Origin of the sequence: Micromonospora sp. NPDC006766, assembly GCF_040636055.1 — a bacterium.
Taxonomy (GTDB): domain Bacteria; phylum Actinomycetota; class Actinomycetes; order Mycobacteriales; family Micromonosporaceae; genus Micromonospora.
In genome coordinates this window covers 20137-43956 of sequence record NZ_JBEYIX010000038.1, presented here as the reverse complement: position 1 = coordinate 43956, position 23820 = coordinate 20137, and the positions used below count along the sequence as shown (strand labels likewise).

At 71.6% G+C, this 23820-nt stretch carries 26 protein-coding genes; 14 read left to right on the top strand and 12 right to left on the bottom strand.

What is annotated here, in order from left to right; all coding sequences use genetic code 11:
- Positions 1–62 precede the first annotated feature (62 nt).
- Complete coding sequence (locus ABZ671_RS24420) at positions 63–587, top strand: potassium channel family protein (RefSeq protein WP_357862151.1); 525 nt, start codon at positions 63–65, stop codon at positions 585–587.
- Here ABZ671_RS24420 and ABZ671_RS24415 read toward each other — a convergent pair.
- Entirely contained in the window at positions 547–1455 is a 909-nt protein-coding gene (locus ABZ671_RS24415; RefSeq protein WP_357862149.1) for a hypothetical protein, read from the bottom strand. The genes ABZ671_RS24420 and ABZ671_RS24415 overlap by 41 nt on opposite strands.
- Positions 1456–1479: 24 nt before the next feature.
- Positions 1480–2001 (bottom strand): VOC family protein, encoded by a 522-nt coding sequence (locus tag ABZ671_RS24410; RefSeq protein ID WP_357862147.1) that lies wholly within the window; start codon positions 1999–2001, stop codon positions 1480–1482.
- 49 nt (positions 2002–2050) lie between these two features.
- On the opposite strand from ABZ671_RS24410, the gene ABZ671_RS24405 reads away from it, so the two are divergent.
- Together ABZ671_RS24405 and ABZ671_RS24400 are read left to right on the top strand one after the other, a co-directional pair.
- Positions 2051–2521: a MarR family transcriptional regulator gene (locus ABZ671_RS24405; RefSeq protein ID WP_357862145.1), complete on the top strand. Its 471-nt coding sequence runs from the start codon at positions 2051–2053 to the stop codon at positions 2519–2521.
- Between the two features lie 48 nt (positions 2522–2569).
- Positions 2570–4123, top strand: coding sequence for a tetratricopeptide repeat protein (locus ABZ671_RS24400; RefSeq protein WP_357862143.1), 1554 nt, complete (start codon positions 2570–2572; stop codon positions 4121–4123).
- Positions 4124–4142: 19 nt separating this feature from the next.
- Here the strand turns inward: ABZ671_RS24400 and ABZ671_RS24395 are convergent, their stop codons facing one another.
- A complete protein-coding gene (locus ABZ671_RS24395) occupies positions 4143–5057 on the bottom strand; it encodes an alpha/beta hydrolase (protein ID WP_357862141.1) in 915 nt (304 codons plus the stop codon).
- Entirely contained in the window at positions 5050–5496 is a 447-nt protein-coding gene (locus ABZ671_RS24390) for a hypothetical protein (protein WP_357862139.1), read from the bottom strand. The genes ABZ671_RS24395 and ABZ671_RS24390 overlap by 8 nt, the downstream gene beginning before the upstream one ends.
- Positions 5497–5626: 130 nt before the next feature.
- On the opposite strand from ABZ671_RS24390, the gene sigJ reads away from it, so the two are divergent.
- From sigJ to ABZ671_RS24370, 4 genes are all read left to right on the top strand, one after another.
- Positions 5627–6571 carry an RNA polymerase sigma factor SigJ gene (gene sigJ / locus ABZ671_RS24385; protein WP_357862137.1) on the top strand — a complete coding sequence of 315 codons (945 nt, stop codon included), beginning with the start codon at positions 5627–5629 and terminating at the stop codon, positions 6569–6571.
- Between the two features lie 81 nt (positions 6572–6652).
- Positions 6653–7849 (top strand): FAD-dependent oxidoreductase, encoded by a 1197-nt coding sequence (locus ABZ671_RS24380; RefSeq protein WP_357862135.1) that lies wholly within the window; start codon positions 6653–6655, stop codon positions 7847–7849.
- A 289-nt stretch (positions 7850–8138) separates the two neighbouring features.
- A complete protein-coding gene (locus ABZ671_RS24375) occupies positions 8139–8417 on the top strand; it encodes a type II toxin-antitoxin system prevent-host-death family antitoxin (protein ID WP_357862133.1) in 279 nt (92 codons plus the stop codon).
- Positions 8414–8824 (top strand): type II toxin-antitoxin system VapC family toxin, encoded by a 411-nt coding sequence (locus tag ABZ671_RS24370; protein WP_357862131.1) that lies wholly within the window; start codon positions 8414–8416, stop codon positions 8822–8824. The genes ABZ671_RS24375 and ABZ671_RS24370 overlap by 4 nt, the downstream gene beginning before the upstream one ends.
- A 101-nt stretch (positions 8825–8925) precedes the next feature.
- Here ABZ671_RS24370 and ABZ671_RS24365 read toward each other — a convergent pair whose 3' ends face one another.
- Together ABZ671_RS24365 and ABZ671_RS24360 are read right to left on the bottom strand one after the other, a co-directional pair.
- Entirely contained in the window at positions 8926–10431 is a 1506-nt protein-coding gene (locus tag ABZ671_RS24365; RefSeq protein ID WP_357862129.1) for an ATP-binding protein, read from the bottom strand.
- Complete coding sequence (locus ABZ671_RS24360; RefSeq protein WP_357862127.1) at positions 10428–11081, bottom strand: response regulator transcription factor; 654 nt, start codon at positions 11079–11081, stop codon at positions 10428–10430. The genes ABZ671_RS24365 and ABZ671_RS24360 overlap by 4 nt, the downstream gene beginning before the upstream one ends.
- A gap of 96 nt (positions 11082–11177) precedes the next feature.
- Between ABZ671_RS24360 and ABZ671_RS24355 the strand changes: the two genes are divergently transcribed.
- Positions 11178–12323 (top strand): sigma-E factor regulatory protein RseB domain-containing protein, encoded by a 1146-nt coding sequence (locus tag ABZ671_RS24355; protein WP_357862125.1) that lies wholly within the window; start codon positions 11178–11180, stop codon positions 12321–12323.
- On the opposite strand, the gene ABZ671_RS24350 is transcribed toward ABZ671_RS24355, so the two are convergent.
- Complete coding sequence (locus ABZ671_RS24350; protein WP_357862186.1) at positions 12302–12976, bottom strand: DUF2306 domain-containing protein; 675 nt, start codon at positions 12974–12976, stop codon at positions 12302–12304. The genes ABZ671_RS24355 and ABZ671_RS24350 overlap by 22 nt on opposite strands.
- Positions 12977–13139: 163 nt before the next feature.
- Between ABZ671_RS24350 and ABZ671_RS24345 the strand changes: the two genes are divergently transcribed.
- Both ABZ671_RS24345 and ABZ671_RS24340 read left to right on the top strand, forming a co-directional pair.
- Entirely contained in the window at positions 13140–13838 is a 699-nt protein-coding gene (locus ABZ671_RS24345) for a TetR/AcrR family transcriptional regulator C-terminal domain-containing protein (RefSeq protein ID WP_357862123.1), read from the top strand.
- A gap of 185 nt (positions 13839–14023) precedes the next feature.
- Positions 14024–16243, top strand: coding sequence for an ATP-binding domain-containing protein (locus tag ABZ671_RS24340; RefSeq protein WP_357862184.1), 2220 nt, complete (start codon positions 14024–14026; stop codon positions 16241–16243).
- 78 nt (positions 16244–16321) lie between these two features.
- On the opposite strand, the gene ABZ671_RS24335 is transcribed toward ABZ671_RS24340, so the two are convergent.
- Entirely contained in the window at positions 16322–16744 is a 423-nt protein-coding gene (locus tag ABZ671_RS24335) for a hypothetical protein (protein ID WP_357862121.1), read from the bottom strand.
- Positions 16745–17090: 346 nt separating this feature from the next.
- Here ABZ671_RS24335 and ABZ671_RS24330 point away from each other — a divergent pair, with 346 nt between their 5' ends.
- The 3 genes from ABZ671_RS24330 to ABZ671_RS24320 all read left to right on the top strand — a co-directional run bounded on the left by ABZ671_RS24330 (position 17091) and on the right by ABZ671_RS24320 (position 19443).
- On the top strand, positions 17091–17381 hold the full coding sequence (locus tag ABZ671_RS24330; protein WP_357862182.1) for a hypothetical protein: 291 nt from the start codon (positions 17091–17093) through the stop codon (positions 17379–17381).
- 287 nt (positions 17382–17668) lie between these two features.
- Positions 17669–18856, top strand: a complete 1188-nt coding sequence (locus ABZ671_RS24325; protein ID WP_357862119.1) for an AAA family ATPase — start codon at positions 17669–17671, stop codon at positions 18854–18856.
- Entirely contained in the window at positions 18853–19443 is a 591-nt protein-coding gene (locus ABZ671_RS24320; protein ID WP_357862117.1) for a DUF4276 family protein, read from the top strand. The genes ABZ671_RS24325 and ABZ671_RS24320 overlap by 4 nt, the downstream gene beginning before the upstream one ends.
- Before the next feature lie 50 nt (positions 19444–19493).
- Here the strand turns inward: ABZ671_RS24320 and ABZ671_RS24315 are convergent, their stop codons facing one another.
- Both ABZ671_RS24315 and ABZ671_RS24310 read right to left on the bottom strand, forming a co-directional pair.
- Positions 19494–19715 (bottom strand): DUF397 domain-containing protein, encoded by a 222-nt coding sequence (locus ABZ671_RS24315; protein WP_357862115.1) that lies wholly within the window; start codon positions 19713–19715, stop codon positions 19494–19496.
- Positions 19712–20584, bottom strand: a complete 873-nt coding sequence (locus tag ABZ671_RS24310; RefSeq protein ID WP_357862180.1) for a helix-turn-helix transcriptional regulator — start codon at positions 20582–20584, stop codon at positions 19712–19714. The genes ABZ671_RS24315 and ABZ671_RS24310 overlap by 4 nt, the downstream gene beginning before the upstream one ends.
- A gap of 69 nt (positions 20585–20653) precedes the next feature.
- Between ABZ671_RS24310 and ABZ671_RS24305 the strand changes: the two genes are divergently transcribed.
- The gene (locus ABZ671_RS24305) at positions 20654–20905 is read left to right on the top strand and encodes a hypothetical protein (protein WP_357862113.1); all 252 of its coding nucleotides are present in this window, start codon (positions 20654–20656) and stop codon (positions 20903–20905) included.
- Between the two features lie 19 nt (positions 20906–20924).
- Here ABZ671_RS24305 and ABZ671_RS24300 read toward each other — a convergent pair whose 3' ends face one another.
- Positions 20925–21701 carry a DeoR/GlpR family DNA-binding transcription regulator gene (locus ABZ671_RS24300; protein ID WP_357862111.1) on the bottom strand — a complete coding sequence of 259 codons (777 nt, stop codon included), beginning with the start codon at positions 21699–21701 and terminating at the stop codon, positions 20925–20927.
- Positions 21701–23710 (bottom strand): beta-galactosidase, encoded by a 2010-nt coding sequence (locus ABZ671_RS24295; protein ID WP_357862109.1) that lies wholly within the window; start codon positions 23708–23710, stop codon positions 21701–21703. Before ABZ671_RS24295 ends, ABZ671_RS24300 begins: the two co-directional genes overlap by 1 nt.
- Positions 23711–23820: the final 110 nt, after the last annotated feature.

The window sequence follows — 23820 nt, the reverse complement described above, 5'->3', positions numbered from 1 at the left end:
GTACCCGGGGGATTTTGGTCGTTCCCGGCGACCCTGCCGGGGTCGCGGCGGAGAATCGCCGCATGGCCGACGGGACGCACCTGCGGGAGCGCCGGCTGGCGCTGCTGGCGTGCCTGCTGCTGGTCGCGGCGTACTTCCTCGTGCCGCTGACTCCCGACCCGAACGTGCTCCGGCTCGTTCTGCGCACCATCGGCACCGCGATCGTGGTGGTGACCGTCGCCGTCCTGATCACCCGGCAGGTACGCGAGCAACTCGCGTCCACCGCGCCGACCGGCGAGGCGGCGGTCCGCTCGCTGATCCGGCTCGCGGTCGCGCTGGTCGCCGGGCTGCTCGCCTTCGCGTTGGGCGACTACGTCCTGGCCACCAACCGGGCCGGCGAGTTCGTGGGCCTGCAGACCCGGGTCGACGCGCTCTACTTCGCGCTCAGCACGATCACCACCGTCGGGTACGGCGACGTGCACGCCCAGGGGCAGGTCGCCCGGGCGGTGGTGTGCGGGCAGATGCTGTTCAGCATCGGCGTGATCGCGACCGGGGCATCCATCGTGGTCAGACAGTTGGCCCAGCAGGCCGGCCCGCGTCGGCGCTGATTGTCACGTCCCCGCCGAGCCGGCCCTGCTCGGGCTTGCGGCTGACCTCGCCGGCGGCGAGCAGCGAGGCCAGCGCCGTGTTCGCGTCAACCGCCCGGTAGACCGTCGAGGTGACCGCGAAGCGACGCAGCTCGGTCACCGTGCGGGGGCCGGAGCGGGCGAGTTCGGTGAGCAGGTCGTGGCGCAGCGGACCGAGTTCCGGGTCGCGGGTGACGTCCGCCAGGCGGCCGGCCGGGTCGGCCGGGTCGCGGTAGCGCACCCCCGCGTGCTCGTCGACCGCCCAGAGCGCGTCCTTGAGCGCTTCCAGTGCCCGGTCGGAGCTGGTGGCGTAGCGGAGCAGTCGGGGCGGCGCGTCGGTGGTGGGGACCAGCTCCACCTCGGTGAGCAGCGGGAAGCCGGCCGCGGTCAGCGCCGGACGCAGCGCCCGGCCGGGAGCGGTGGCCAGCAGTAGCTCGGCCGGGCGGCCGGAGGCGGCGGCGGCCAGCACGGCCGGGTCCGGGTCGCTGCCGTCGAGCACGGTCAGCAGCGGGGCGCCCGCCGCGCCGGCGGCCTTGAGCACCACTGGCAGCCGGTCCGGGTGGCCGGGCACCACGTGCACCGCGACGTCGGCCGGCAGGGCCGCCTCCGCCGCGCCGAGCCGGGCCGGCAGCTCCGCGCCGCCGTCGGCGAGCACCAGCACGGTCAGTCGACGCCCGCGCAGCCGGTCGGCGAACTTGGCCACGACCCGCAGCGCGGCCTCCGCGCCGGCGATGTCGCCACCGGCGTACGCGAGGGCGAGGGTGGCCCGCCGGGAACGCTGCAGCGCAGCGGGCAGCCAGTGGTCGAGCTGCCGGACGAGCAGTTCGCGCAGGACGGTGTCGGTCGGCATCCTGACGTTCTACCGCATCGCTGTTCAGGCCGGGACGGAGATCCCCACCCCGCCGCGGGTCTGGCCACCGTAGCGCTGCCGTTCCCGGTCGAGGTCGAGCCGGCCGATCCGCTTGCGGGCGGCGAGCGCGTCGGCGTCGAGCAGGTCGGCCGGAACGATCCAGCAGATCTCGAACTCCAGCCCGTCCGGGTCGTGGCCGTAGAGGCTCTTGGTGGTGCCGTGGTCGGAGGCGCCGACCAGTGCGCCGGCGCTTGCCAGGCGTTCGGCGGTGGCGGCCAGCTCGTCCAGGGTGTCCAGCTCCCAGGCGAGGTGGTAGAGGCCGACGCTGGTCCGGCCGGCCGGTGACGGGCCGGCGGCGGCGCCGATCTCGAACAGGCCGAGGTCGTGGTCGTTGGTGGAGTCGGGCGCCTGGAGGAACGCGGCGCCGCGGAAGCCGTCGGGCGTCATCGGGATCGGGCGGAAGCCGAGCACGTCGCGGTAGAAGGCGACGCTGCGCTTGAGGTCGCGGACATAGAGCACGGCGTGGTTGAGGCGGTGGATTCCCATTACCCGACCGTAGCGCGTTTTAATTGAGCGTTCAACGAATTGTCTTATGATGGACGTCATGACAAGGTGGCTGGACCCCGACGAGCAGCGAACCTGGCGCGCGTTCCTCACCGCGTCCCGGGCGCTGATGGACACCCTCGACCGGGAGCTGCAACGCGACGCGGGAATGCCGCACGCGTACTACGAGATCCTGGTGCGGCTCTCCGAGGCCCCGCAGCGACGGCTGCGGATGAGCGAGCTCGCGGACGCCACCGGCTCCTCCCGCAGTCGGCTCTCCCACGCCGCCTCCCGGCTGGAGGCGGCCGGCTGGATCCGCCGGGAGGAGTGCCCCACCGACCGGCGGGGGCAGATCGCCGCCCTCACCGACGCCGGCCACGCCGCCCTGGCCGCCGCCGCGCCCGGCCACGTCGAGGGGGTACGCCGGCACCTGTTCGACGCGTTGAGCCCCGCGCAGGTCGACCAGCTGCGCCGGATCAGCGAAGCCCTGGCCGACCACCTGACCGGATCCCGACCAAACTGATCCACTGCGGGGCTTGTACTTACCGTTGTCGGGCGAGCACGATGGGGCGTGACCTCCGGTTACGGCGAACTTACTGTCCGGGCGCACCACCTGGTGGCCGAGGGGGACCTCGCGGGCGCCCAGCGACTGCTCGCCGGCGCGCTGACCGACGCCGACCCGCGGCCCGCCAACGCCACCCCCGACCTGGCCGACGCCGCCGGGCTCCAGGCCCGGCTGCTGGTCGCGCTCGGCGAGCCGCATGCTGCGCGGGGCTGGGCCGCCTTCGCGTACGCGGCGGCCACCCGGCTGTACGGCGGCTCCGACGAGCGCACCATCACCGCCGCCGCCACGCTCGCCGCTGTGCTGCACCGGGTCGGCAGCGACGCCAGGGCCGCCCGGCTCTATTCCGACGTCATCATCGAGCTGACCGCCCGCGACGGCCCGGAGTCACCGCGGGTGCTTGCCGCCCACGCCGACCTGGCCACCGTGGAGTACGCCCGCGGCCAGTGCGACGTCGCCCGCGACCGCTTGCAGGACACCTGGGAGTTGCACCGCGAAATCTACGGCGACGGCCACCCCAGCGGCATCAAGATGCTGGCCAAGCTCGGCGCGATGGAACGCGACTGCGGCCGTTACGCCGAGTCCCACGAGCATCTGACGCTCGCCGAGGAGCTGTGCCGGCTGCACCTGCCCGCCGACGACCCGCTGGCCGCGCAGGTCACCGGGCTGGCCCGGCTCGCCGCCGATCCGGACCATGTCTGCGCCGCCCCGGAGCCGCCCGCCCCGGAGCCGCCGATCGTGCCCGCCGCCCGGGTCCCCCCGACCGCCGAGGGCCCGCCCGAGCCGCCGCTCTACCACCCGCCCGAGCGGGCCGAGGGTGGGCACCCGAGCGTGCCCACGCCGCGCACCCCACCGGAGGCCGCCGCCGAGCCGTTCGACGATTACCCGTGGCCGCCCGACGAGTCGGCCGAGGAGCCCTGGCGCTCCGAGGAGAGCGCCCTGCCCCCCACCGTGGTCGGGCTGACCGAGAGCGAGCCGGAAGGCGTACGCCGGGTGCCGCGGGCCGCCGAGCCTGAGCCGCCGTCGCGCTACCTGCCGGTGCACGTGCCCCGACCGCCGGCACCCGCCCGGCGGAGCACCCCGTGGCTGCCGCTGGTGGTGGCCGGGGTGATCGTGGCGCTGCTGCTCGGCACCATCGCGGTGATCGCCGGCGTGTCGCGGGTGGACCGTCCGCGCGGCACGTCCGGCGCGCCCCCGACCACCGGCCACCCCCCGACCACCGGCCACACCCCGACCGGCACCCCCTCCGGCACGTCGAAGGCCACGTCGAACGCCGCGCCCGCCGCTTCCCCCGGCACCCCGCCGCAGCGGGTGCGGCTGACCGACCGGCGGGACAGCGTCCTGCTGAGCTGGACGTACCCGGCCGGGGCGGAGGGGCCGGTGGTGGTCGCCGGGGGCCGCTCGGGGCAGGAGCAGCACACCTTCGTCGACCTGCCCGCCGGCACCGACAGCTACATCGCCTACGGGCTCGACCGCACCACCGACTACTGCTTCACCGTCGCACTGGTGTGGTCCACCGACACGGTCGCCCGAGCCCCTTCGGTCTGCACCCGTCGCCGCTGACCGAGCATTCCGCGTCGGCTCAGTCGCGAGCTGCCGTGGCGAGGAAACCGGTGATGACGTCGGCAAGTTCCTGCGGGCGTTCGGCGACCATCGCGTGGCTGGCGCCAGCCAGGTGCAGCACCCGCAGCGACGGATTGGCCACCGCAGCGAGGCGCTCGGCGGTGGCCCGGCGGTAGGCGGCGTACAACTCGCCGAACGCGTGCTGTTCGGGCAGGTCCTCGGTGGCGAGCACGAGCAGCAGCGGGCAGCGGGTGTCCCGGTATGCGGGGATCAGGTCGAGTGACTCCATCGCTACTCGTATCTGCTCGGTCAGCTCCGGGCCGGGGCGCAGTCGACTACGGCCGTCGTCGCACGGCGCAAGGTTGCGCTCGAAGGCGGCCACCCAGTCTTCCGGCGCGGCACCGTACCGCTGCGCCATCGCCCGCTGGCCCGCCAACGCCGCGGCCAACTGCTCGGCGCTGAGCGGCTCGGCCATCACCGCGGCCATCCCGTCGAAGGCGGCGCGCAGCGTGGCGAGTTGGGTCGCCGCCTGCTCCGGGTCCATCCCAGCAAGCTGTTCCGGGCGGCCCAGCGTCGGGTTTCCGTCCAGGCTGACGGCGCCGGGACACTCCGGGTGGCGGCGTGCCCAGAGCGCGGCCAGCATTCCGCCGAGGGAGACGCCGACCACCGCGGGACGGGTCAGGCCGAGGTCGTCGGCGACCGCGGTCAGGTCGTCCAGTACGTCGTCCCAGCGCCACGGACCGTCTCCGGACCGCCCGTGTCCGCGCAGGTCGACGGCGACCACCCGGTGTGCCGGGCGCAACTGCGCGGCCAGCGTCCCCAGCTGGGCGAGATTGCCGCCGGCACCGTGCAGAAGTAGCAGTGGGCGTCCTGATCCGCCGAAGTCGCGGACGGCGATCGGCACCGTCCCGGAGCTGATGATGGTCTCAGGCACGTCTGGTCCCCTCCTGAAGGAGTCGGTCGCGGACTGCGGCAGAGCGGACGCCGCCCTCGGGGTGACGGGCCAGCTTGCCGCGGGAAGCCAGGTCGTGGACACCCTGGCGGGTGATGCCGAGCATGGCGCCGGCCACCGCGTACGACACCGCTTCAGCGGTGGGGTGGCCAACCCTTCGTGCGACGACCTGGCCGAGCGGGCTTCGCCACCAGTCGAGCGGCGGGTCGAACGGACCGTCGCCGGGATAGAGCGTCGAGATCGCTCGGATGATCGCACCGTAGGCCGCACGATCGTCGCCGCCGACCATCGTGGTGGCCAAGGTCCTTGCGTTCTCATGGACCACGGCCCGCAGGGATCCGATAGCGTCATGGCCGTCGACCAGGATCTCGAGCGGGTCCAACAGGCGGACGTCGATCAACCTGGTGAGCTGTTCGACCAACTCTTCATAACCCGATCGCATGCTGCTTCCCTCCTTACTTGACAAGCATCGTCAAGCGCTTGACGGCAGTTGTCAAGCGCGGGGCATCGCCGCAGCGGCCGATTCGCGCCGCGCGGCCTAGGATCGGGCCATGCCCCTGACCGCCAACGACGTCAAGCGGTTCGAGGCGTGCCGGCCGCGCCTGGCAGCCATCGCCTACCGCCTCCTCGGCTCCGCCGGGGAGGCCGAGGACGCCGTGCAGGAGACGTTCCTGCGTTGGCAGGCCACCGACGTCGACCGCATCGAGGTCCCCGAGGCCTGGCTGACAAAGGTTCTCACCAACCTGTGCCACAACCAGCTCACCTCCGCGCGGGCCCGCCGGGTGACCTATGTGGGTCAGTGGTTACCCGAGCCGTTGCTCGCCGGGGACCCGATGCTCGGTCCGGCCGACACCGCCGAGCAGCGCGAGTCGGTCTCGTACGCGGTCCTCACCCTCCTGGAACGCCTCACCCCCAACGAGCGGGCGGTGTACGTGCTGCGGGAGGCCTTCGACTACCCGCACCGGGAGATCGCCGAGATCCTCGACATCACCGAGGCCGCCAGCCAGCAGATTTTCCACCGCGCCAAGAAGCACGTCGCGGACGGCAAGGCCCGCACCGAGACCGACGAGGCCACCGCCCGGCGGATCGTCGAGGAGTTCCTGGCGGCCGCAGCCAGCGGCCGGACCGAGCCGCTCGTGCGGCTGCTCACCGAGGACGCCATCGCGATCGGCGACGGCGGCGGGAAGGTCCCGGCCCGCGCGAAGGCGTTCGAAGGCGCCATCGCGGTCGCCAAGTTCCTGCGGGGCCTGTTCAAGCCCAGCGAGGCCAAGCGGGCCATGTTCGGCGGCACGCCCGAGCTCTACGCCGGGACCGCCGGCGGCGACCCCGCCGTGGTGGCCGTCGTGGACGGCCGGGTCGTCGGCGTCATCTGCCTGGAGGTCACCGCCGAGGGCATCGCCGCGATCCGCAGCCAGGTCAACCCCGACAAACTCGACCGCGCGACCGCGCGCTGGGCGGCCACCGACCACGGAAAGCCCGTGTTCAGCACGGTGTGAGGTGCTTCATATCGCGTTCCTGTCAGGAATCGGCGGCCCGCCCGGTTCAAAGGGCAAACCCGCGCAGGACAGGAGCGAGAAATGCAGCACCGCATCATCGTCCTCGGAGCCGGATACACCGGAGCCATCGCCGCCGGCCGCCTCGCCAAGCGGCTCCGCCGCGAGGACGTCGCCATCACCCTCGTCAACGCCGAGCCCGACTTCGTCGAACGCGTCCGCATGCACCAACTGGCGGCCGGCCAGGACCTCAAGCCCCGGCCGTTGCGCGAGATGTTCGCGGGCACCGGCGTCGCACTGCGACTCGCGAAGGTCACCGGCCTCGACGTCGACCGCAGGACCGTCGCCGTCAGCGACGCGAACGGCGCCGAGGAACTCGCCTACGACACGCTCGTCTACGCCCTCGGCAGCGGCTGGGACGCCCACGGCGTATCCGGGGTCGCCGAGCACGCGCATGAGATCGCCGGCCGCCTCGGAGCGCTCCGACTGCGCGAGCGCCTGACCCGCCTCGACGCCGGGCAGACCGTGCTCGTCGTCGGCGGCGGCCTCACCGGTGTGGAAGCCGCGACCGAGATCGCCGAGGCCCGCCCGGACCTCGACGTCGCCCTCGCCGCCCGCGACGACCTCGGCGACTGGCTCTCGCCCAAGGGCCGCGCGCACCTGCGAAAGGTCTTCGGCAAGCTCGGCATCACCGTGTACGAGCACGCTGCCGTCACCGGCGTCGAAGCCGACCGCGTCGCCACCACCGACGGCAGGACCATCCCGGCCGCGGTCACCGTGTGGACCACCGGCTTCGCGGTCCACCCGATCGCACAGGCGACCGCCCTGAAGGTCACCGACACCGGCCAGATCGTGGTCGACGGGACGATGCGCTCGGTCTCACACCCCGACGTGTACGCCATCGGCGACGCGGCCATGGTGATGGGCCCCGGGGACAAGCCGCTGCGGATGTCGTGCGCCTCCGGGGTTCCGACCGCGTGGCAGGCCGCCGACGCGATCGCGGCGCGCCTGACCGGCGGGGAGCTTCCGCACACGTCGATCCGCTACTTCAACCAGTGCGTCTCGCTGGGCCGTAAGAACGGCTTGATCCAGTACGTCACCGCCGACGACCGGGCCGTGCCGGCGGCCCTGACCGGGCGGCTCGCCGCCGTGTACAAGGAACTGGTCTGCAAAGGCGCCGCCTGGGGCGTCGCCCACCCGACGCTCGGGCTGCCGACCCGGCGCCGCCGCGTCACGCGGGAGGGGGCCGGGGCGGGCCCGGCCATCAAGACGCCGGCATAGACCGACGGCAAGCGCATCGGGTCAGTGACGCAGGGCCAGAGTGACTGTTCCGGTCGCGGGAATCGGGTTGTGCATCATTTGGCCGTCTCCCCAGCTCGCGCCCGCCGGGCGGTGCCCGATGATTCCGGCCCGACCAGCCGAACCGTCGGTCCGGTTCGCCGACGCACGGTGGTCGGTTGCAGTCGCAGTGGCCCTTTGCCTGGTGTCGCCGGTTCTGGTCCTGGCCGGTAGGCAGCCTGGCCACGCGGACAACTGGCAAGGTAGAACATTTAGTTCTACACTCTTGTCCATGGAACGTATCGGTGTCCGGGAGCTCAACCAGAACACGAGCCAGGTGTTGGCTCGGGTGAGCGGCGGCGAGACCGTCGAGATCACCGATCGCGGGCACCCGATCGCCCGACTTGTTCCGGTAGGCAACGACCGGTCGATGCTCGCCAAGCTGGTAGCTGCGGGGCGAGCCGTTGCCCCGACCGGCGGCGGTCCCGTTCCGCTTCCACCGAAGCTCGGTGACGAGGATGTGGACGTGGCCGCCACGCTCGCCGGAATGCGAGACGAGGAGCGCTGGTGATCTACCTCGACTCCGCCGCCGTCGTCAAGCTGGTTCGGCAGGAGGCATGCAGTGCCGACCTTGTCGCCTGGCTCAACACCCACGACGATGTGCCGCTGGTCTCCTCCGCTCTCGTCGAGGTGGAAGTGCCCAGAGCGCTGCGCCGCTCAGCTCCACAAGCCTTGATCGGAGTGCCGGCGGCCGTCGGGCGGCTGTTCCGACTGGAGATCGACAGTACGATCCGCGCGACTGCAGCCGCGTTCGCTGAGCCGGCGCTACGCAGCCTCGACGCCATTCACCTCGCCACCGCCCAGGTTCTGACCAACGAGTCCGGAACAGCGCTCATCGCCTTCGTCACCTACGACCGGCGACTGCTCGACTGCGCCAAGGCCGCAGGACTACCCGTAGCAAGCCCCGGCCAGACCTGACCTACCGGCTGGCTGAGTGGATCAACCAAGGCGAGGTTCAGCGACCCCCAGCTCACGCGTTGTTGGGGGGCCGTCAGGGGCTCGAACCCCGAACCCATTGATCAGAAGTCCGCCTCCGGTTCGTCCAGCGCCGGCAGCCGTACGCTGACCCGCAGCCCCGGCCCGGTGCCCGCCGCCGGCCCGGGTACGGCGTCGGCGAGGTCGACCGAGCCGCCGGCCCGGCGGACCAGCTCCCGCACGATGGCCAGCCCCAGCCCGGCGCCGCCGTCGTCCCGGGCCCGGGCGTCGTCGAGGCGGGTGAACCGGGCGAACACCCGCTCCCGGTCGGCCGCCGGAATGCCCGGCCCGTCGTCGGTCACGGTCACCAGGTGGTACGCCCCGGCAGCCCGCCCCGATCCCCGCTGCCCGGGCACCGGCGGGTCGGGGTGTGGGCCGGTGACCGCCAGCACCACCTCACCACGGGCGTGCCGCAGCGCGTTCTCCACCAGGTTGGCCAGCACCCGGCGCAGCTCCCCCGGGTCGCCCTCGGTCCACAACGGCCCGGGCGGTGGGGCGAGGCGTACCGGTGGGGACGGGTAGCGGCCGGCGACGCCGCGCAGCAGCTCACCCAGCTCCACCGGGCCCACCGCCCGCACGGCGCTGCCGTCCGGCCGGGCGGGCTGTTCGTCGAGGCGGGCCAGCAGCAGCAGGTCATCGACGAGCCTGCTCAGCCGCTCGGTGTCGGCGAGCAGGTTCTCCGCGACCACCGGCCAGTCCGTCGCGTCGCCCAGCCGGCGGGCCACCTCCAGCTCCGTACGCATGTTGGTCAGCGGGCTGCGCAGCTCGTGCGCGGCGTCGGCGACGAAGGCCCGTTGCCGGGCCCGGGACGCCTCCAGCCGGTCGAGCATGTCGTTGAGGGTGACCGCCAGCCGCTGGATCTCGTCCCGCGCGGCCGGTACGGGCAGCCGCCCCGGACCGGCCCGCCCGGTGATCTCGGCCGCGCCGCTGCGCAGCGCCTCCACCGGGCGCAGCGTCGCGCCGACCACCCGCCAGGCGACCACGGCCAGCCCGGCAACCAGCAGCGGGAAGCCCACCAGCAGCAGGGCCCGGACCACGTACTGGCTGTGCCGCACGTCCGCCATGGACTTGGCGACCAGCACGGTGAGCGGGTCGGCCGGGGTGCCCGCGGGCACGGTAACCACCCGGACCGGGCCGGCAAGGCCGACCCGCGGCCCGTCCACCACGAGGCGTTGGCGCTGACCGGCGTGCAGCTGGTCGGGGCGGAGCATCGGCACGAGCCGGTCGGCGTCGATCGAGGCGGCACGGATGCGGCCCTGGCCGTCGACCACCTGAACCTGCAGCTGGCCACCGGCCACCGGCAGCGGGTCGGGCAGCGCCTTCTCGGCGGCCAGCAGCGCGACCGCGTCGCCGGTCCGGAACGCCTCGGCGTCGACCGTGCGCTGCAGCGTCCAGCCGAGCGCCCCGAGCAGCATGATCCCGCCGAGCGCCAGCCCGACGCTCAGGCCGGCCACCCCGATCACCAGCAGCCGCACCCGCAGGCCGAGTGTTAGCAGGGGGCCCCTCCTATACCGGAGGCGATAACAGGGGGCCCCTCCTTGCGCTCTCATGCGAGGCGGTAGCCGGCGCCGCGGACGGTTTCGAGGCGGTCGCGGCCGATCTTGCGGCGCAGGTAGCCGACGTAGACCTCGACGGCGTTGGGGGCGGTGTCCAGGCTCGCGTCCCAGACGTGGTCGAGCAGTTCGGTCTTGGAGACGACCTCGCCGGGCCGGCGCATCAGGTAGTCGAGGAGGGCGTACTCGCGGGTGGTCAGGGCCACCTCGACGTCGGCCCGGGTCACCCGCCGTCGCGCCGGGTCCAGCCGCAGGTCGCCGACCGTGAGCACGGTGGGGCGTTCCGGCGCGCCCCGGCGTAGCAGCGCCCGCAGCCGGGCCAGCAGCACCACGTACGAGAAGGGCTTGGTGAGGTAGTCGTCCGCCCCGCAGTCCAGCCCGTCGGCCTGGTCGTACTCGCCGTCCTTGGCCGAGAGCATGAGCACCGGCAGCCAGTGCTCCTCCGCCCGCAGCCGGCGTACGACCTCGTAGCCGGAGAGGCCGGGCAGCATCACGTCGAGAATCATGGCGTCGTAGCCGCCGTGCCGGGCGGCGTCCAGGCCGGCCGGCCCGGTCGACTCGACGTCCACCGCGAACCCCTCGGCCTGCAGGCCCCGCTGCAACGCGAACGCGAGCCGCGACTCGTCCTCCACCACCAGTAATCGCACCCGTCCAAGGGTGCCATCGGGTGACCCTCCTTAGGGATTCTCCTCAGCGGCCTCACAGCGACCCGCGTGCACCATTACGGTCAGGAGGTGCCCAACATGCCCATTCTCAAGAACCGTGCCGTGCTGCGCTGGCTGGTCCCGGTGACCGCGGGGGTCGCCGTGATCGGCGGCGGCGCCGCGGTCGGCACATTCGCCGCCGGGGCCCAACCGGCTCTGCCGCCGCGCACCGCGGCCGAACTTCTCAACGACCTGCGCACGTCCCGCCTCGAAGGGCTTTCCGGCACGGTGGTGCAACGCGCCGACCTCGGGCTGCCGCCGATCGCCGGGCTGGCCGGCGCGGCCACCGGCAACGAGCTGGCCACCCTGCTCACCGGCACGCACACCCTGCGGGTCTGGTACGGCGGGCCGGACCGGCAGCGGCTCGCGCTGGTCGACACGCTCGGTGAGCAGGATCTGCTGCACAACGGCCGGGACGTGTGGACGTGGAGCAGCCGGACCAACACCGCGTCGCACCGGACATTGCCGGCGGGCGAGGCGACCGTGCCGTCGGCGCCGGCCACTCCGGTCGACGCCGCCGAGCAGGCGCTCGCCGCGATCGACCCGAGCACCGCGGTGACCGTCGGCCGTTCCGCCCGGGTAGCCGGGCGGGACGCGTACGAGTTGGTGCTCAGCCCGCGCGACGCCGACTCGCTGGTGCACCAGGTGCGGATCGCGCTGGACGCGAAGGAGCACGTGCCGCTGCGGTTCGTGGTGCTCGCCGACGGGGCCGACCGGCCGGCGTTCGAGGTGGCGTTCACGCAGGTCGACTTCCGCACCCCGGACGCCGACCAGTTCCGGTTCAACCCGCCGCCGGGGGTCAAGGTCACCGAGGAGCCCGGCGTCAAGGCCGGCGAGAATCCGGCGGCGGGCGAGCGCGGGCCGGCCGGCAAGCACGACCCGGACCTCGACCGGCGGCCGGACGGCCGGGACCTGCGTACGGTCGGCACCGGCTGGACCACGGTGGTGGTGGCGCGGCTCGACGCGGCCGGTCCGGCCGGTGGCCCGAAGGGCGACGCGAACTCGGCGGCGCCGGGCGCGGACGCGGTGGCCCAGGTGCTCGGCGGGCTGCCGAAGGTGAGCGGTGACTGGGGCAGCGGCCGGCTGTTGACCGGGAAGCTGTTCAGCGTGCTGCTCACCGACGACGGCCGGGTGCTGGCTGGCATGGTCACACCGGAGCGGCTCTACCAGGTCGCGCGCGGCTGACCTGCCGGCCCAGCGCCCGCACTCGCGTTGGTCGAATGTCCAACGGTCCGGGGTGACCGGGTGGGTCGCTTGCGAAGCGCCCATTCGGTCACCCCGAGGTTGATCACCCAGCCGGCGAGCATGAGCAGCGCCCGGGTGAGCCCATTCGGTGGGCCGGCCAGCACCATCCAGGGCAGGTGGGTCAGGACCTGGGTGCCCGCGCCGAGACCGATGGCGTAGCCGCGCGCCATCCAGGCGCGGTGGCGGGCGATGTCCCGGCGTCGGATGGCGGCGACGCCGAGGACGATGCAGCCGACCATGGCTGAGCCGAAGACGAGCCGGAAGCCGGTGACGAGCACGTCGTCGCTGGGCGGCCGGGGATAGAACAGCGCCATCCAGAGCCCGGACAGCGCGGCGGCGAGCCCGCAGGGGACCAGCAACCGCCCGGCTGCGCGGTGCCAGCCGGGCCGGCGGCGGCGGAATACACGGGCGAACTGCGCCGCGCCCAGCAGGCAGTAGAGGCTGGCGCCGACGATGTGCACCAGCACGGGCACCGGTGCGGCGAAGAACCGGGCGTTGTCCGCCGTGACTGTCGCGCCTCCGCTCAACTCGGCGACCCGGGCGGCGCCGGCGATCACCGGCACGGCGCTGAGCATGATCAGCCCGACCGGCACCAGCCAGTCTCGTTTCACGAAGGAAGTCACCGCGGTTCCCTTCTCTCGTTCCGGTCATCAGCAGACCGGTCACGGCAGAAGTGTACGGCGTACACCTCTGCGCCTGAGGGTAGGGTGTACGCCGTACACCGTCAAGGTGTGTTTCCTACGAGAGGCGGTCGACATGGTCCAGCAGGTAGCCGGTGCGCGCCGGGTCCCGCTCAACCGGGATCGCGTGCTGCACGCCGCTGTCGCGCTCGCCGACCGGGTCGGAATCGAATCGCTGAGCATGCGCACCCTCGCCCAGGAGCTGGGCGTCGTGCCGATGGCGCTCTACAAACACGTGGCCAACAAGGAGGAACTCCTCGACGGCATGGTCGACGTCATCGTCGGCGAGATCGACCCCCCGGAGACGGGCACCGCCTGGAAGTGCGCGATCCGCCAGCGCATCCTGTCGGCCCGGCGGGCGATGCTGCGCCACCCGTGGGCGTCCCGCGTCATCGAGTCCCGCCCCCACCCCACCCTGGTCGTGTTCGACTACCTGAACTCGGTCGTCGGCATGTTCCGGGCCGGCGGCTTCTCCATCGACCTCACCCACCACGTGATGCACGCGCTGGGTAGCCGGGTGTGGGGATTCACCCAGGAAGTGTTTCCCGGCCCACCGCCGCCCGCCGACCCGCAACAGCAGGCAGCCGTGTTCGAGGAGTTGGCGCGCCGGTATCCGTACATCGCGGAGATCGCCTTGGGAGAAGCGCACGACAACGGATCGGTCGTGGGGCAGGGCTGCGACGACCAGTTCGAGTTCGAATTCGCGCTCGACCTGCTGCTCGACGGCTTCGAGCGGCTCCACCAGCAGGGGTGGACGTCCGCCCACCCGTCCTGACGGGCGGCCGGCCGGCTTGGCCCGGCGGCTCGACGCGCGGTATCTTTCTCAGTCCAAACACAAAAAGGAATGGCGAAAATTGCCATTCCTATAGCTATTTTAGGCAATGAGGAGACGGCTTGTCAACTGCGAGTGCGCTGGCGGGATCGGACGACGAGATCGGCCGCGAGCAGGAGTACGTCTCGATGCTCTACGACCGGCTGGACGGCATGCGGGAGCAGGCCGCCCAGCGGCTCACCGACGAGCTGCGAACCACCGGCGGCACGTTGCAGGCCCGCTCGCAGCGCGACTCCACCGTCGGGATGTACGCCGAGCAGGTCGAGCAGTACTCCGCGGTGGAGACCGGCCTCTGCTTCGGCCGCCTCGACGGCGACGACGACTCCCGCCGTTACATCGGCCGGATCGGCATCTTTGACACCAGCGGCGACTACGACCCGCTGCTGATGGACTGGCGGGCCCCGGCGGCGCGGTCGTTCTACCTCGCCACCGCCGCCAACCCACAGGGCGTACGCCGGCGGCGGCACCTGCGTACCCGGGAGCGGAAGGTCACCGGGCTCAACGACGAGGTGCTGGACATCGCCACCGCCTCCCCCACCGCACACGAGGAGCTGACCGGCGAGGCGTCCCTGCTCGCCGCGCTCAACGCCGGCCGCACCGGCCGGATGCGCGACATCGTCGAAACCATCCAGGCCGAGCAGGATCGGATCATCCGCGCTGACCTGCCGGGCGTGCTGGTGGTGCAGGGCGGGCCGGGCACCGGCAAGACGGCGGTGGCGCTGCACCGCGCCGCGTACCTGCTCTACACCCACCGGCAACAGCTTTCCACCCGGGGCGTGCTGCTGGTCGGCCCGAACGCCACCTTCCTGCGCTACATCTCCCAGGTGCTGCCGGCGCTGGCCGAGACCGGTGTGCTGCTGCGTACCCCGGCCGACCTTTTCCCCGGCGTGCAGGCCCGGCGGACCGAGCCGGCGCGGACCGCCGCGCTCAAGGGCCGCGCGGTGCTGGCCGAGGTGCTGGCCAACGCCGTACGGGACCGGCAGTGGGTGCCCGACGAGCCGCTGGAGATCGAGCTGCCGCAGCGGGAGCTGCTCACCCTGGACCCGGCCGTGGTGAGGGAGGCCCGGGACCGGGTCCGCCGCTCGAACCGCCCGCACAACCTGGCCCGCGCGCTGTTCGACATCGAGATCGTCCACGCGCTCGCCACGCAGGTGGCCGAGCGGATCGGCGCCGACCCGCTCGGCGGGGAGAACCTGCTCTCCGAGGCGGACGTCGCCGAGATCCGCCGGGAGCTGCGCGAGGAGCCCGAGGTCCGCGCCACCCTGGACGAGCTGTGGCCGGTGCTCACCCCGCAACGGCTGCTCGCCGACCTGTACGCCGACCCGGAGCGGATCGCCACCGCCGCGCCGATGCTCACCGACGCCGAGCGGGCGCTGCTGCACCGCGAGCCGGGCGGCTGGACGCCGGCCGACGTGCCGCTGCTGGACGAGGCGGCCGAGCTGCTGGGCGAGGACGAGCGCGCCGCAGTGGCCCGCCGGGAGCGGATCCGGTCGCTGCAACGCGAGTACGCCGAGGGCGTGCTGGAGATCGCCCGCGGTTCCCGGTCAATCGACGTCGAGGACGAGGCGGACGGCGGCGAGATCCTCGGCGTCACCGACCTGCTCGACGCCGACCGGCTGCTGGAACGGCAGGAGGAGTCCGAGCGGCTGACCACCGCGCAGCGCGCCGCGGCCGACCGGAGCTGGGCGTTCGGGCACGTCATCGTCGACGAGGCGCAGGAGCTGTCGCCGATGGCGTGGCGGCTGCTGATGCGCCGCTGCCCGAGCCGGTCGATGACCATCGTCGGTGACGTGGCACAGACCGGCGCGCTCGCCGGCACGCCGTCCTGGGCGGAGGCGCTCGAACCGTACGTGGCGGACCGGTGGCGGCTGGAGGAGCTGACCGTCAGCTATCGCACCCCGGCCGAGATCATGGCGGTCGCCGCCGACGTGCTCGCCGCGATCGACCCGGCGCTACGCCCGCCCCGCTCCGTACGCGCCAGCGGCGTACCACCCTGGGACCGCACGGTCGACGCGGACCGGCTCGCCGCGGAGCTGGTCGAGGCGGCGGCCCGGGAGGCAGCCACGCTGACCGACGGCCGCCTCGGCGTAATCGTCCCGGCCGGTCGAATGGCCGAGCTGGGCCCTGTGGTCACCGCCGCGCTCCCGGAGGCCGCCGTCGGCGAGCAGCCCGAGCTGGCCAACCGCGTGGTGATCCTCACCACCGAGCAGGCCAAGGGCCTGGAGTTCGACTCGGTCCTGGTGGTCGACCCCGACCGGATCGTCGCCGAGTCCCCCCGCGGCCACAGCGACCTCTACGTCGCCCTCACCCGCGCCACCCAACGCCTCGGCATCCTCCGCACCGCTTAACCCCGTTGATCATGAGGTTGACGGCGATCTCGATCTCCACGAGCGCCGCCAACCTCATGATCAACAAAGGGCGGTGCGTCAGCCTGGGTTGGGCCGTTCGTCGGTGAAGTTGCCGACTTGGGCACCGCTCGACGAGGCGTCGCTGGTGGAGCCGCCGGCCGGGGTGCTCAGGCCGCCGGTGGTGGCATCGCCGGTGGTGGTCGGCGCCACCTTGCCCCGGTGCCGCTCCGGCTGCCGGGCCACCCGGCGGGCGCTGGCCGGGCCGGCGGTGCCCCCGGTCGTGGTGACCGCGCCCTGACCACGGGTGGGCCCGCCGTCGCGCAGCACGTTCGCGTCGACCGGAACGTGCGCCGGATCGTCCGGATCCTCCTCCTGGATCACCCGCAACACGTCGGTCTGTGGCACCGTGACCTCGTCGAGTGCGCCCTTGGCGTACACGCCGCCGGCGATCCGCTCCTCGGCCCGCCGCGCGGCCTCCTGCCGCATGTCGTCCTCACGCACGTCAACCACCTCGCAGCGTTCTCGGGTATCGGCGTTGCGTGCCCGACGAGCGGCGGTCCAAACCACTTCGTGCCTGGACTCCCGCGATCCATCAGCGGCCACGATGGGACGACATTTCGGCCGCCGGTCGGTGTTACCTCTCCGGGCCCCTCGGGTAGACCCCGGGTGCCCCCGCCACGAAACGCGAACCGTGCCGTGGCCGAAACGCGGTAGCGGGGCGGGTGAGCAACTCATCGCATCCGAGGAGGACAAGATGAGCACGCAGGCTGCGTCCACCAGGCCCATGAACCGGCCGACGCAGGAGGTGCCCAACCGGGCGACCATGCAGGACACCCAGACCCGCCAGATGCCGGCGATGGGTGACGGGCACCGGCATGAGATGCCCGCACCGACGGGCACCGAGACCAAGCAGGCATTTCTCACCACCGAGTTCTGGATCTACGCCATCGCGGTCGCGGCCGTCGTGGTCGCGACGTTCTGGGGGAGCTCGACCACCTACGGTCTGCACATCAGCAACCCGAACCTGGCGTGGTGGTTCCTGACCGTGCTGACGGGCGCGTACCTGTTCAGCCGTGGTCTGTCCAAGGCCGGCTCGGCACGTCGTTCCATGGCTGAACGGCGCATGGCCCGGCGTTGAGTGAGTGAGCGCAAGACCTGAGAGGCGGTGGCCCCGGGATTTATCCCGGGGCCACCGTCGTTTGCCTGTTGGGCCCAGGCCACGTCGCGGATCGGTCGGCGACCAGCAACAGCGCGGCGGCCGAGCGGACCGGCTGCTCGAAGGGCAGCCATCGCCCGTAACCTCGTCAGGAGTTAGCTACTTGATGGCGACAGTCAGAGGTGGCCGAACTTGACGCTGGAGGTGACGTGGGCGAGACAGACCGGTCAGGGATCAGGTCACGCGCACCTGAACCGCGACTTCACCGAGTGCGGATCAGAAACTACAAGAGCATCGCTGAGTGTGATGTGACCGTCGGGCCGCTTGCGCTGCTCGTCGGGCCAAACGGCACAGGCAAAAGCAATTTTCTAGATGCGCTCGCCTTTGTTTCAGATGCCGTCACCAGCACTCCTCAACGGGCGATCGAGGTCCGTAATGGGTTGCCAGAGATCCTACGTCGAGTCCCGGAACCGGCAGCTTCGTTCAGCATTGTGATCGACTTCGCTCTACCGTCAGAGGCGGACGACTCGGAGTGGGAACGATGGACCTATGGCTTCGAGATCGCCACTGCTCCTGATTCAGTCGAGCATCCGTTTTATGTATCGTGGGAGGAATGTCGGTCGTTTCCAACGACTCAAACGTCCGACTTTCGGGCAGAACGGGGGGTGGTAAGCCGACCGCATCACCCAGCCAAGGAGGTTTCCGTAGACCCAGACCGCCTCTACCTACAAAGCGCCAGCGCGGTTAACAAGACACTCAGCCGACTTACCCGGGCCCTGCGGGGCATGCGGTTCTACAACTTCGCGACGAGCACGCTCCGGCTCCCCCAGCCGGCCGCTGAGCGGGCCGTTCTGGGTCGCAGAGGCGAGCACTTGGGCGACGTGCTGGGCGACCTCAGCGACTCGTATCCGGACGTAAAGGGCCGGGTTGATGATTACCTCGCGGCCGTCGCGCCCGGCGTCATTGGTATCGACCGGCATGCGGTTGGACGTTACGTGACCATCGAAATGCGCCAGCGCAGCGACGAGGGCGCGGACGCCACGTTCGGCCCTGACGCCATGTCGGACGGCACGATCCGAACTGCCGGCGTGCTGGCAGCGCTTTTTCAACCCTCCACCCAATATGGGCAGATCAACCTCGTTGGCATTGAAGAGCCGGAAACGGCCTTGCACCCCGCTGCCGCCGGTGCCCTCTACGACGCGCTGACCGAAGCCAGCGAACACGTCCAGGTGATCGCGACAACCCAAAGCGACGACCTCCTGGACCGGGACGACGTTGATCTGGACAGCGTCCTTGCCGTTACCAGCACGAGCGGGGTGACGGTCATCGGCCCGCTCGACGCGGCAAGCCAGCAAATCGTCCGTGATGGACTGTTCACCGTTGGTGCCCTGATGCGAGCCAATCAGTTGTCGCCTGAACCAGTTGCGCTGGACCGGCCTGGACCGGTGGCAGAGTGAGCGGGCACGAGCCGATCACCATCGCTCCGGCGATCGAGGGACACGGCGAGGTGAATGCTCTGCCTGTTCTGCTGCGGAGGATCGCCGCGGAACTTTCGGTCTGGAACCTCCAGGTGACCGTGCCGCTTCGGGTTCCGCAGACGCAGTTGATCGGTGCCGGGCTGGAGATGGCGGTGGCGGCTCAGGCCAGACGGGTGAAGGGGCGCGGTGGCGTGCTCGTACTGCTCGACGCCGACGATCATTGCCCCGCTGACCTCGGCCCGCGCCTACAAAGTCGGGCTCAGGCCGCCCGGCCGGACGTCAAGGTGGGCGTGGTCCTCGCGAACCGCGAGTTCGAAGCTTGGTTCCTGGCTGCCGCAAAGTCGCTCGGCGGGCTACGGGGTCTGCCCGACGAGTTGGAACCGCCGGTCGACCCCGAAGCCAAGCGGGATGCGAAGGGCTGGCTCAGCGAGCGGATGGCCGGTCACCCGTACAAGCCCAAGGTGGACCAGGCCCCGCTCGCCGCCACGTTCGACCTGCACACCGCGCGCGCCAACTCTCCGTCGTTCGACAAGCTCTGGCGCGAAGTGCAGAAGCTGCTCTCCTGATCGAGCGGTGGCACCCCCCAAGGTGCCACCGCTCGGCGGCGGAGCAGAGATCAGGCTGCGGTGAAGTCGAACTCGCCGTCCTTGACGCCACCGACGAACGCTGCCCACTCCTGGGCCGTGTAGATGATCGTCGCAGCGTCGCGCGCCTTGCTGTGCCGGACGGCCACCCGACCCGAGCCGTCCAACAGCGGCCCAGCCTCGACGCAGTTTCCGCCGTTGTCCGGGCTCTTGGTGCTGATGTGCCAAGCCACGTCGGGCATCGTGTCGCTCATGACAGTTCCTCCGCGAGTGCTGCGATCAGCTTCGCCGACTCGCTCGCGCTGAGTGCGGCCTCCCGGAGGCGATCGTACGCGCGGACGTACCGCAGGGCCTTGTCCGATTCCATGAACAGCCGGCCGCCCAGCGTCTCGGCGTGCGCCACGTCGCTGTAGGGCGATGGCATCTTGAAAATCCAGAACGTCCCGTCCAACCCGGCATGCAGCCCGAGGGTGGAGGGCAGGATCCGAATCTCGACCGTCGGCTTCCTCGCTGTCTCCGTGAGGTGAACGAGTTGGCTTGCCATGACTCCCCTGCTCATCACCGGACGTCGTAGCGCTGCCTCCTCAATGATCACCGCAAGCCTCGTTGGTGATGGCGCGTCAAGTAACCGCTGGCGGTCCATCCGTAGCTGGACCCACTTGCGGATCTGAACTTCGCTGGTGGAACTCGGCTCGGCGTTCCGGATGACCGCCTCGGCGTAGTCCCTGGTCTGTAGGAGGCCGGGGATCAACAACGCGGCGTATGTGCAGACCTGCTCAGCCCTCGACTCCAGCCAGGGAAAGTCGATGAAAGACGTGTCATAGATCGTCTTGTCGAAGTCGTTGTCCCACCGGTCGACGCGCCAGGCGTCCTGAGCGAGTTGGATGAGTCGATCACGTTCGCTTTCGTCGTAGACGCCGTACAGGTCCAACAACTGGACGACGAGGTCTCGGCGGAACGGCCACTCGGCCCGCTCGTACCGCGCCAGCGACGAGAAGTCCCGCTCCAGGAACCGCGCGACGTACTTGAGCGTCAGGCCACGTCGCTCCCGCAGCTCACGCATCTGCTGCCCGAGCCACTGAGCGCGCAGTGTCCGAACGAAGGATTCTCTCTTTGCGGCCATCTCACCTCTCCAGGCACCTGTCAAAAGGATTCCGTTGGTGTCGTTGCACCAATACCGAGGCCACTGGAAATGTGGCCTTCGGGTGAGGGTGATCACCGGCCCCCGGGGACGCCCGGTGCAAGCGCGGTAACCGCGGCTGTGCCAACAGCCGAGAAGGTGACGAGAGACGGCTTCGCGGGTGGCAGCCGCACCACCGTCTCCGAGGAGGACACCCAACACGTACGGCACTGGGTGTTCTGCGACTCGATCATGCCGGACCACCGCCGGTGCTCCCTGCCGGCTGGCCACAGCGGTCCGTGCGCGCGCGACATGCCGCCATAGATCAGGGCCCTCGTGCCGCTCAGTCGACGGCCACGACGATCAGTTCGCCGACCTGCTCGCCGAGCTGCCGGCGGGCCTCCGGCGGCAGGCCGCCGTCGGTGATGAGCACATCGGCCTTGCCCAGCGGGGCGATGGTGGCGATGCCGATGGTTTCCCACTTGGTGTGGTCGGCGAGCACGACGAGTCGCCGGGCGGCGTCGATGAGCCGCCGGTTGACCGCCGCCTCCAGCAGGTTGGGGGTGGTGAACCCGGTCCGCGGGCTCATCCCGTGCACGCCGAGGAAGAGCAGGTCGACGTTGAGGGTGGCGATGGCCGCCTCGGCCACCGGCCCGGTCAGCGCGTCCGACGGGGTACGCAGGCCGCCGGTGAGCACGACGGTCTGGTCGGCGCGGGGATTCTGGTGGAGGGCGTCAGCGACCGGGATCGAGTTGGTGACCACGGTGAGGCCGCGAACCTCGGCCAGCCGGGCGGCCAGGGCTGCGGTGGTGGTGCCCGCGGAGAGTGCGACCGCCATCCCGGGCTCGACCAGGCGGGCCGCCCGCTCGGCGATGGCCCGCTTCTCGACCTGCTGCCGGATCGACTTGGCGGCGAAGCCGGGCTCCTCGGCCGACCCGGGGCCGGCGAGGGTCGCCCCACCGTGCACCTTGTCGATCAGCCCTCGCTCGGCGAGCACCTCAAGGTCCCGTCGGATGGTCATGTCCGACACCCCGAAACGGGTGACCAGGTGGCTGACCCGGACGCCGCCGCGCTGGCGGATCAGCTCCAGGATGGCGCTCTGCCGTTGCTGGGCGAGCATCAGACCTCCCTCGGCCGGTCGGTAGGGCCCTCGCGGACCACCGCCACCTCGCCGGCCGGGACCACCAGCTCACCGTCGCACCGGCCGCCGTCGAGCAGCTCGGTGCCGGTGACGGCCAGCCGGGCCTCGACGTCGGTGTGGTTGATGACGAACAGCCAGCTCCGGTCGGCGGCGCGCCGCCGAACCACCTCCACCCCCTTGGGGGCCGGCACCGGCGGCCGGACCCCGGTCTCGGCGAGCAGCCGAGCCACCAGGCGGTCGGTGGCGGCTTCGTCGAGCCGGGTGCCGAGGTACCAGGCCGCGCCGGCACCGACAGCGTGCCGGGTCAGCGCGGGCACGCCGGGCAGCGGCCCGTCGGCGTACGCGGCGAACACCTGCGCCCCTTCGGCGTGCAGCCACTCGGTCCACACGTCGGCGGTCGAGCCGTCGTCGAGGCGTACCCGCTCACCGGCGTGCAGCGGAAAGAACTCCTCGGCGCGTACGCCGAGCAGGTCACGGTACGCGCCCGGGTAGCCGCCGAGCCGGACGTGGTCGTGCTCGTCGACGATGCCGCTGAAGTACGTCACCAGGGCGGTGCCGCCGGCGGCCACGAACGCGCGCAGGGCCTCCGCGTCGGCGTCCCGGACGAGGTAGAGGGTGGGCACCAGGACCAGCCGGTAGCGGGACAGGTCAGTCGACGGGTGCACCACGTCGGCGGTGACCCCGGCCCGCCAGAGGGCACCGTGCAGGGCGGCCAGCCGGTCGACGTAGCTGACGTCGACGCTGGGGTGCGAGTCCAACTCGACGCCCCACCAGGCCTCGTAGTCGAAGAGGATCGCCACGTCGGCCTCGACCCGGCTGCCGCGTATCTCGGCGAGGGCGGCCAGGTCGGCGCCGAGCCGGCACACCTCGCGGAACACCTTGGTCTCCGGGCCGGCGTGCGGGACCAGCGCGGAGTGGAACTTCTCCGCGCCCGCCCGGGAGGCCCGCCACTGGAAGAACAGCACCCCGTCGGCGCCGCGCGCCACGTGGGCGAGGCTGTTGCGCCGCAGCTGGCCGGGGGTCTTGGCGACGTTACGCGGCTGCCAGTTGACGGCGCTGGTGGAGTGCTCCATCAGCAGCCACGGCCCGCCGCCGGCGACGCCGCGGGTGTGGTCGGCGGCGAACGCCAGGTCGACGTACGGCCGCGGGTCGGCCGCGACGAGGTAGTGGTCGTTGGCGACCAGGTCCACGTCGGACGCCCAGGAGTGGTAGTCCAGGTGCTTGATGCCGGTGCCGATCATGAAGTTCGTGGTGACGGGCTGGGGGGCGAGCCGGGTCAGCGCCGCCCGCTCGGCGCGCAGTTGGGCCCGCTGCTCGTCGGAGGAGAAGCGCAGGAAGTCCAGCTGCTGGGTGGGGTTGACGAAGGTGGGCGCGGTACGCGGCGGGTTGATCTCCGCCCAGTCGTGGTAGCGCTGGCTCCAGAACGCGGTGCCCCAGGCGGCGTTGAGCGCGTCCAGGTCGCCGTAGCGCTCGCGTAGCCAGCGGCGGAACGCCTCGGCGCTGACCTCGCAGTAGCAGTGCACGTTGTGGCAGCCGAGTTCGTTGGAGACGTGCCACATCACCACGGCCGGGTGGTCGGCGTACCGGCCGGCGACGGCCTCGACCAGGGCGAGTGAGCGTTCCCGGAAGATCGGCGAGCTGGGGCAGTACGCCTGCCGGCCGCCCGGCCACAGGATGGTGCCGTCGGCGCGGCGGGGCAGCGTCTCCGGGTGCCGGTGGGCCAGCCACGGCGGCGGGCTGGCGGTGGCGGTGGCGAGGTCCACGTTGATCCCGCCGTCGTGCAGCAGGTCCAGCGCCCGGTCGAGCCAGCCGAACTCGTAGCGCCCGGGGGCGGGCTCCAGCAGGGCCCAGGAGAAGATCCCGACCGAGACCAGGTTGACCCCGGCCCGACGCATCAGCGCGATGTCCTCGGCCCAGGTCTGCTCGGGCCACTGCTCGGGGTTGTAGTCGGCGCCGTACCAGATGCTCTCGCCGTGCCAGCTCCGCATGACAGCAGAGGCTGCCCCCGACGAACACCCAAGTCAACACTTTCCAACATCGACGGAGCGGAGTAGCTTCAACCGCCACCGGCTGTTTGTGTTCGGACATGTGGATTCAT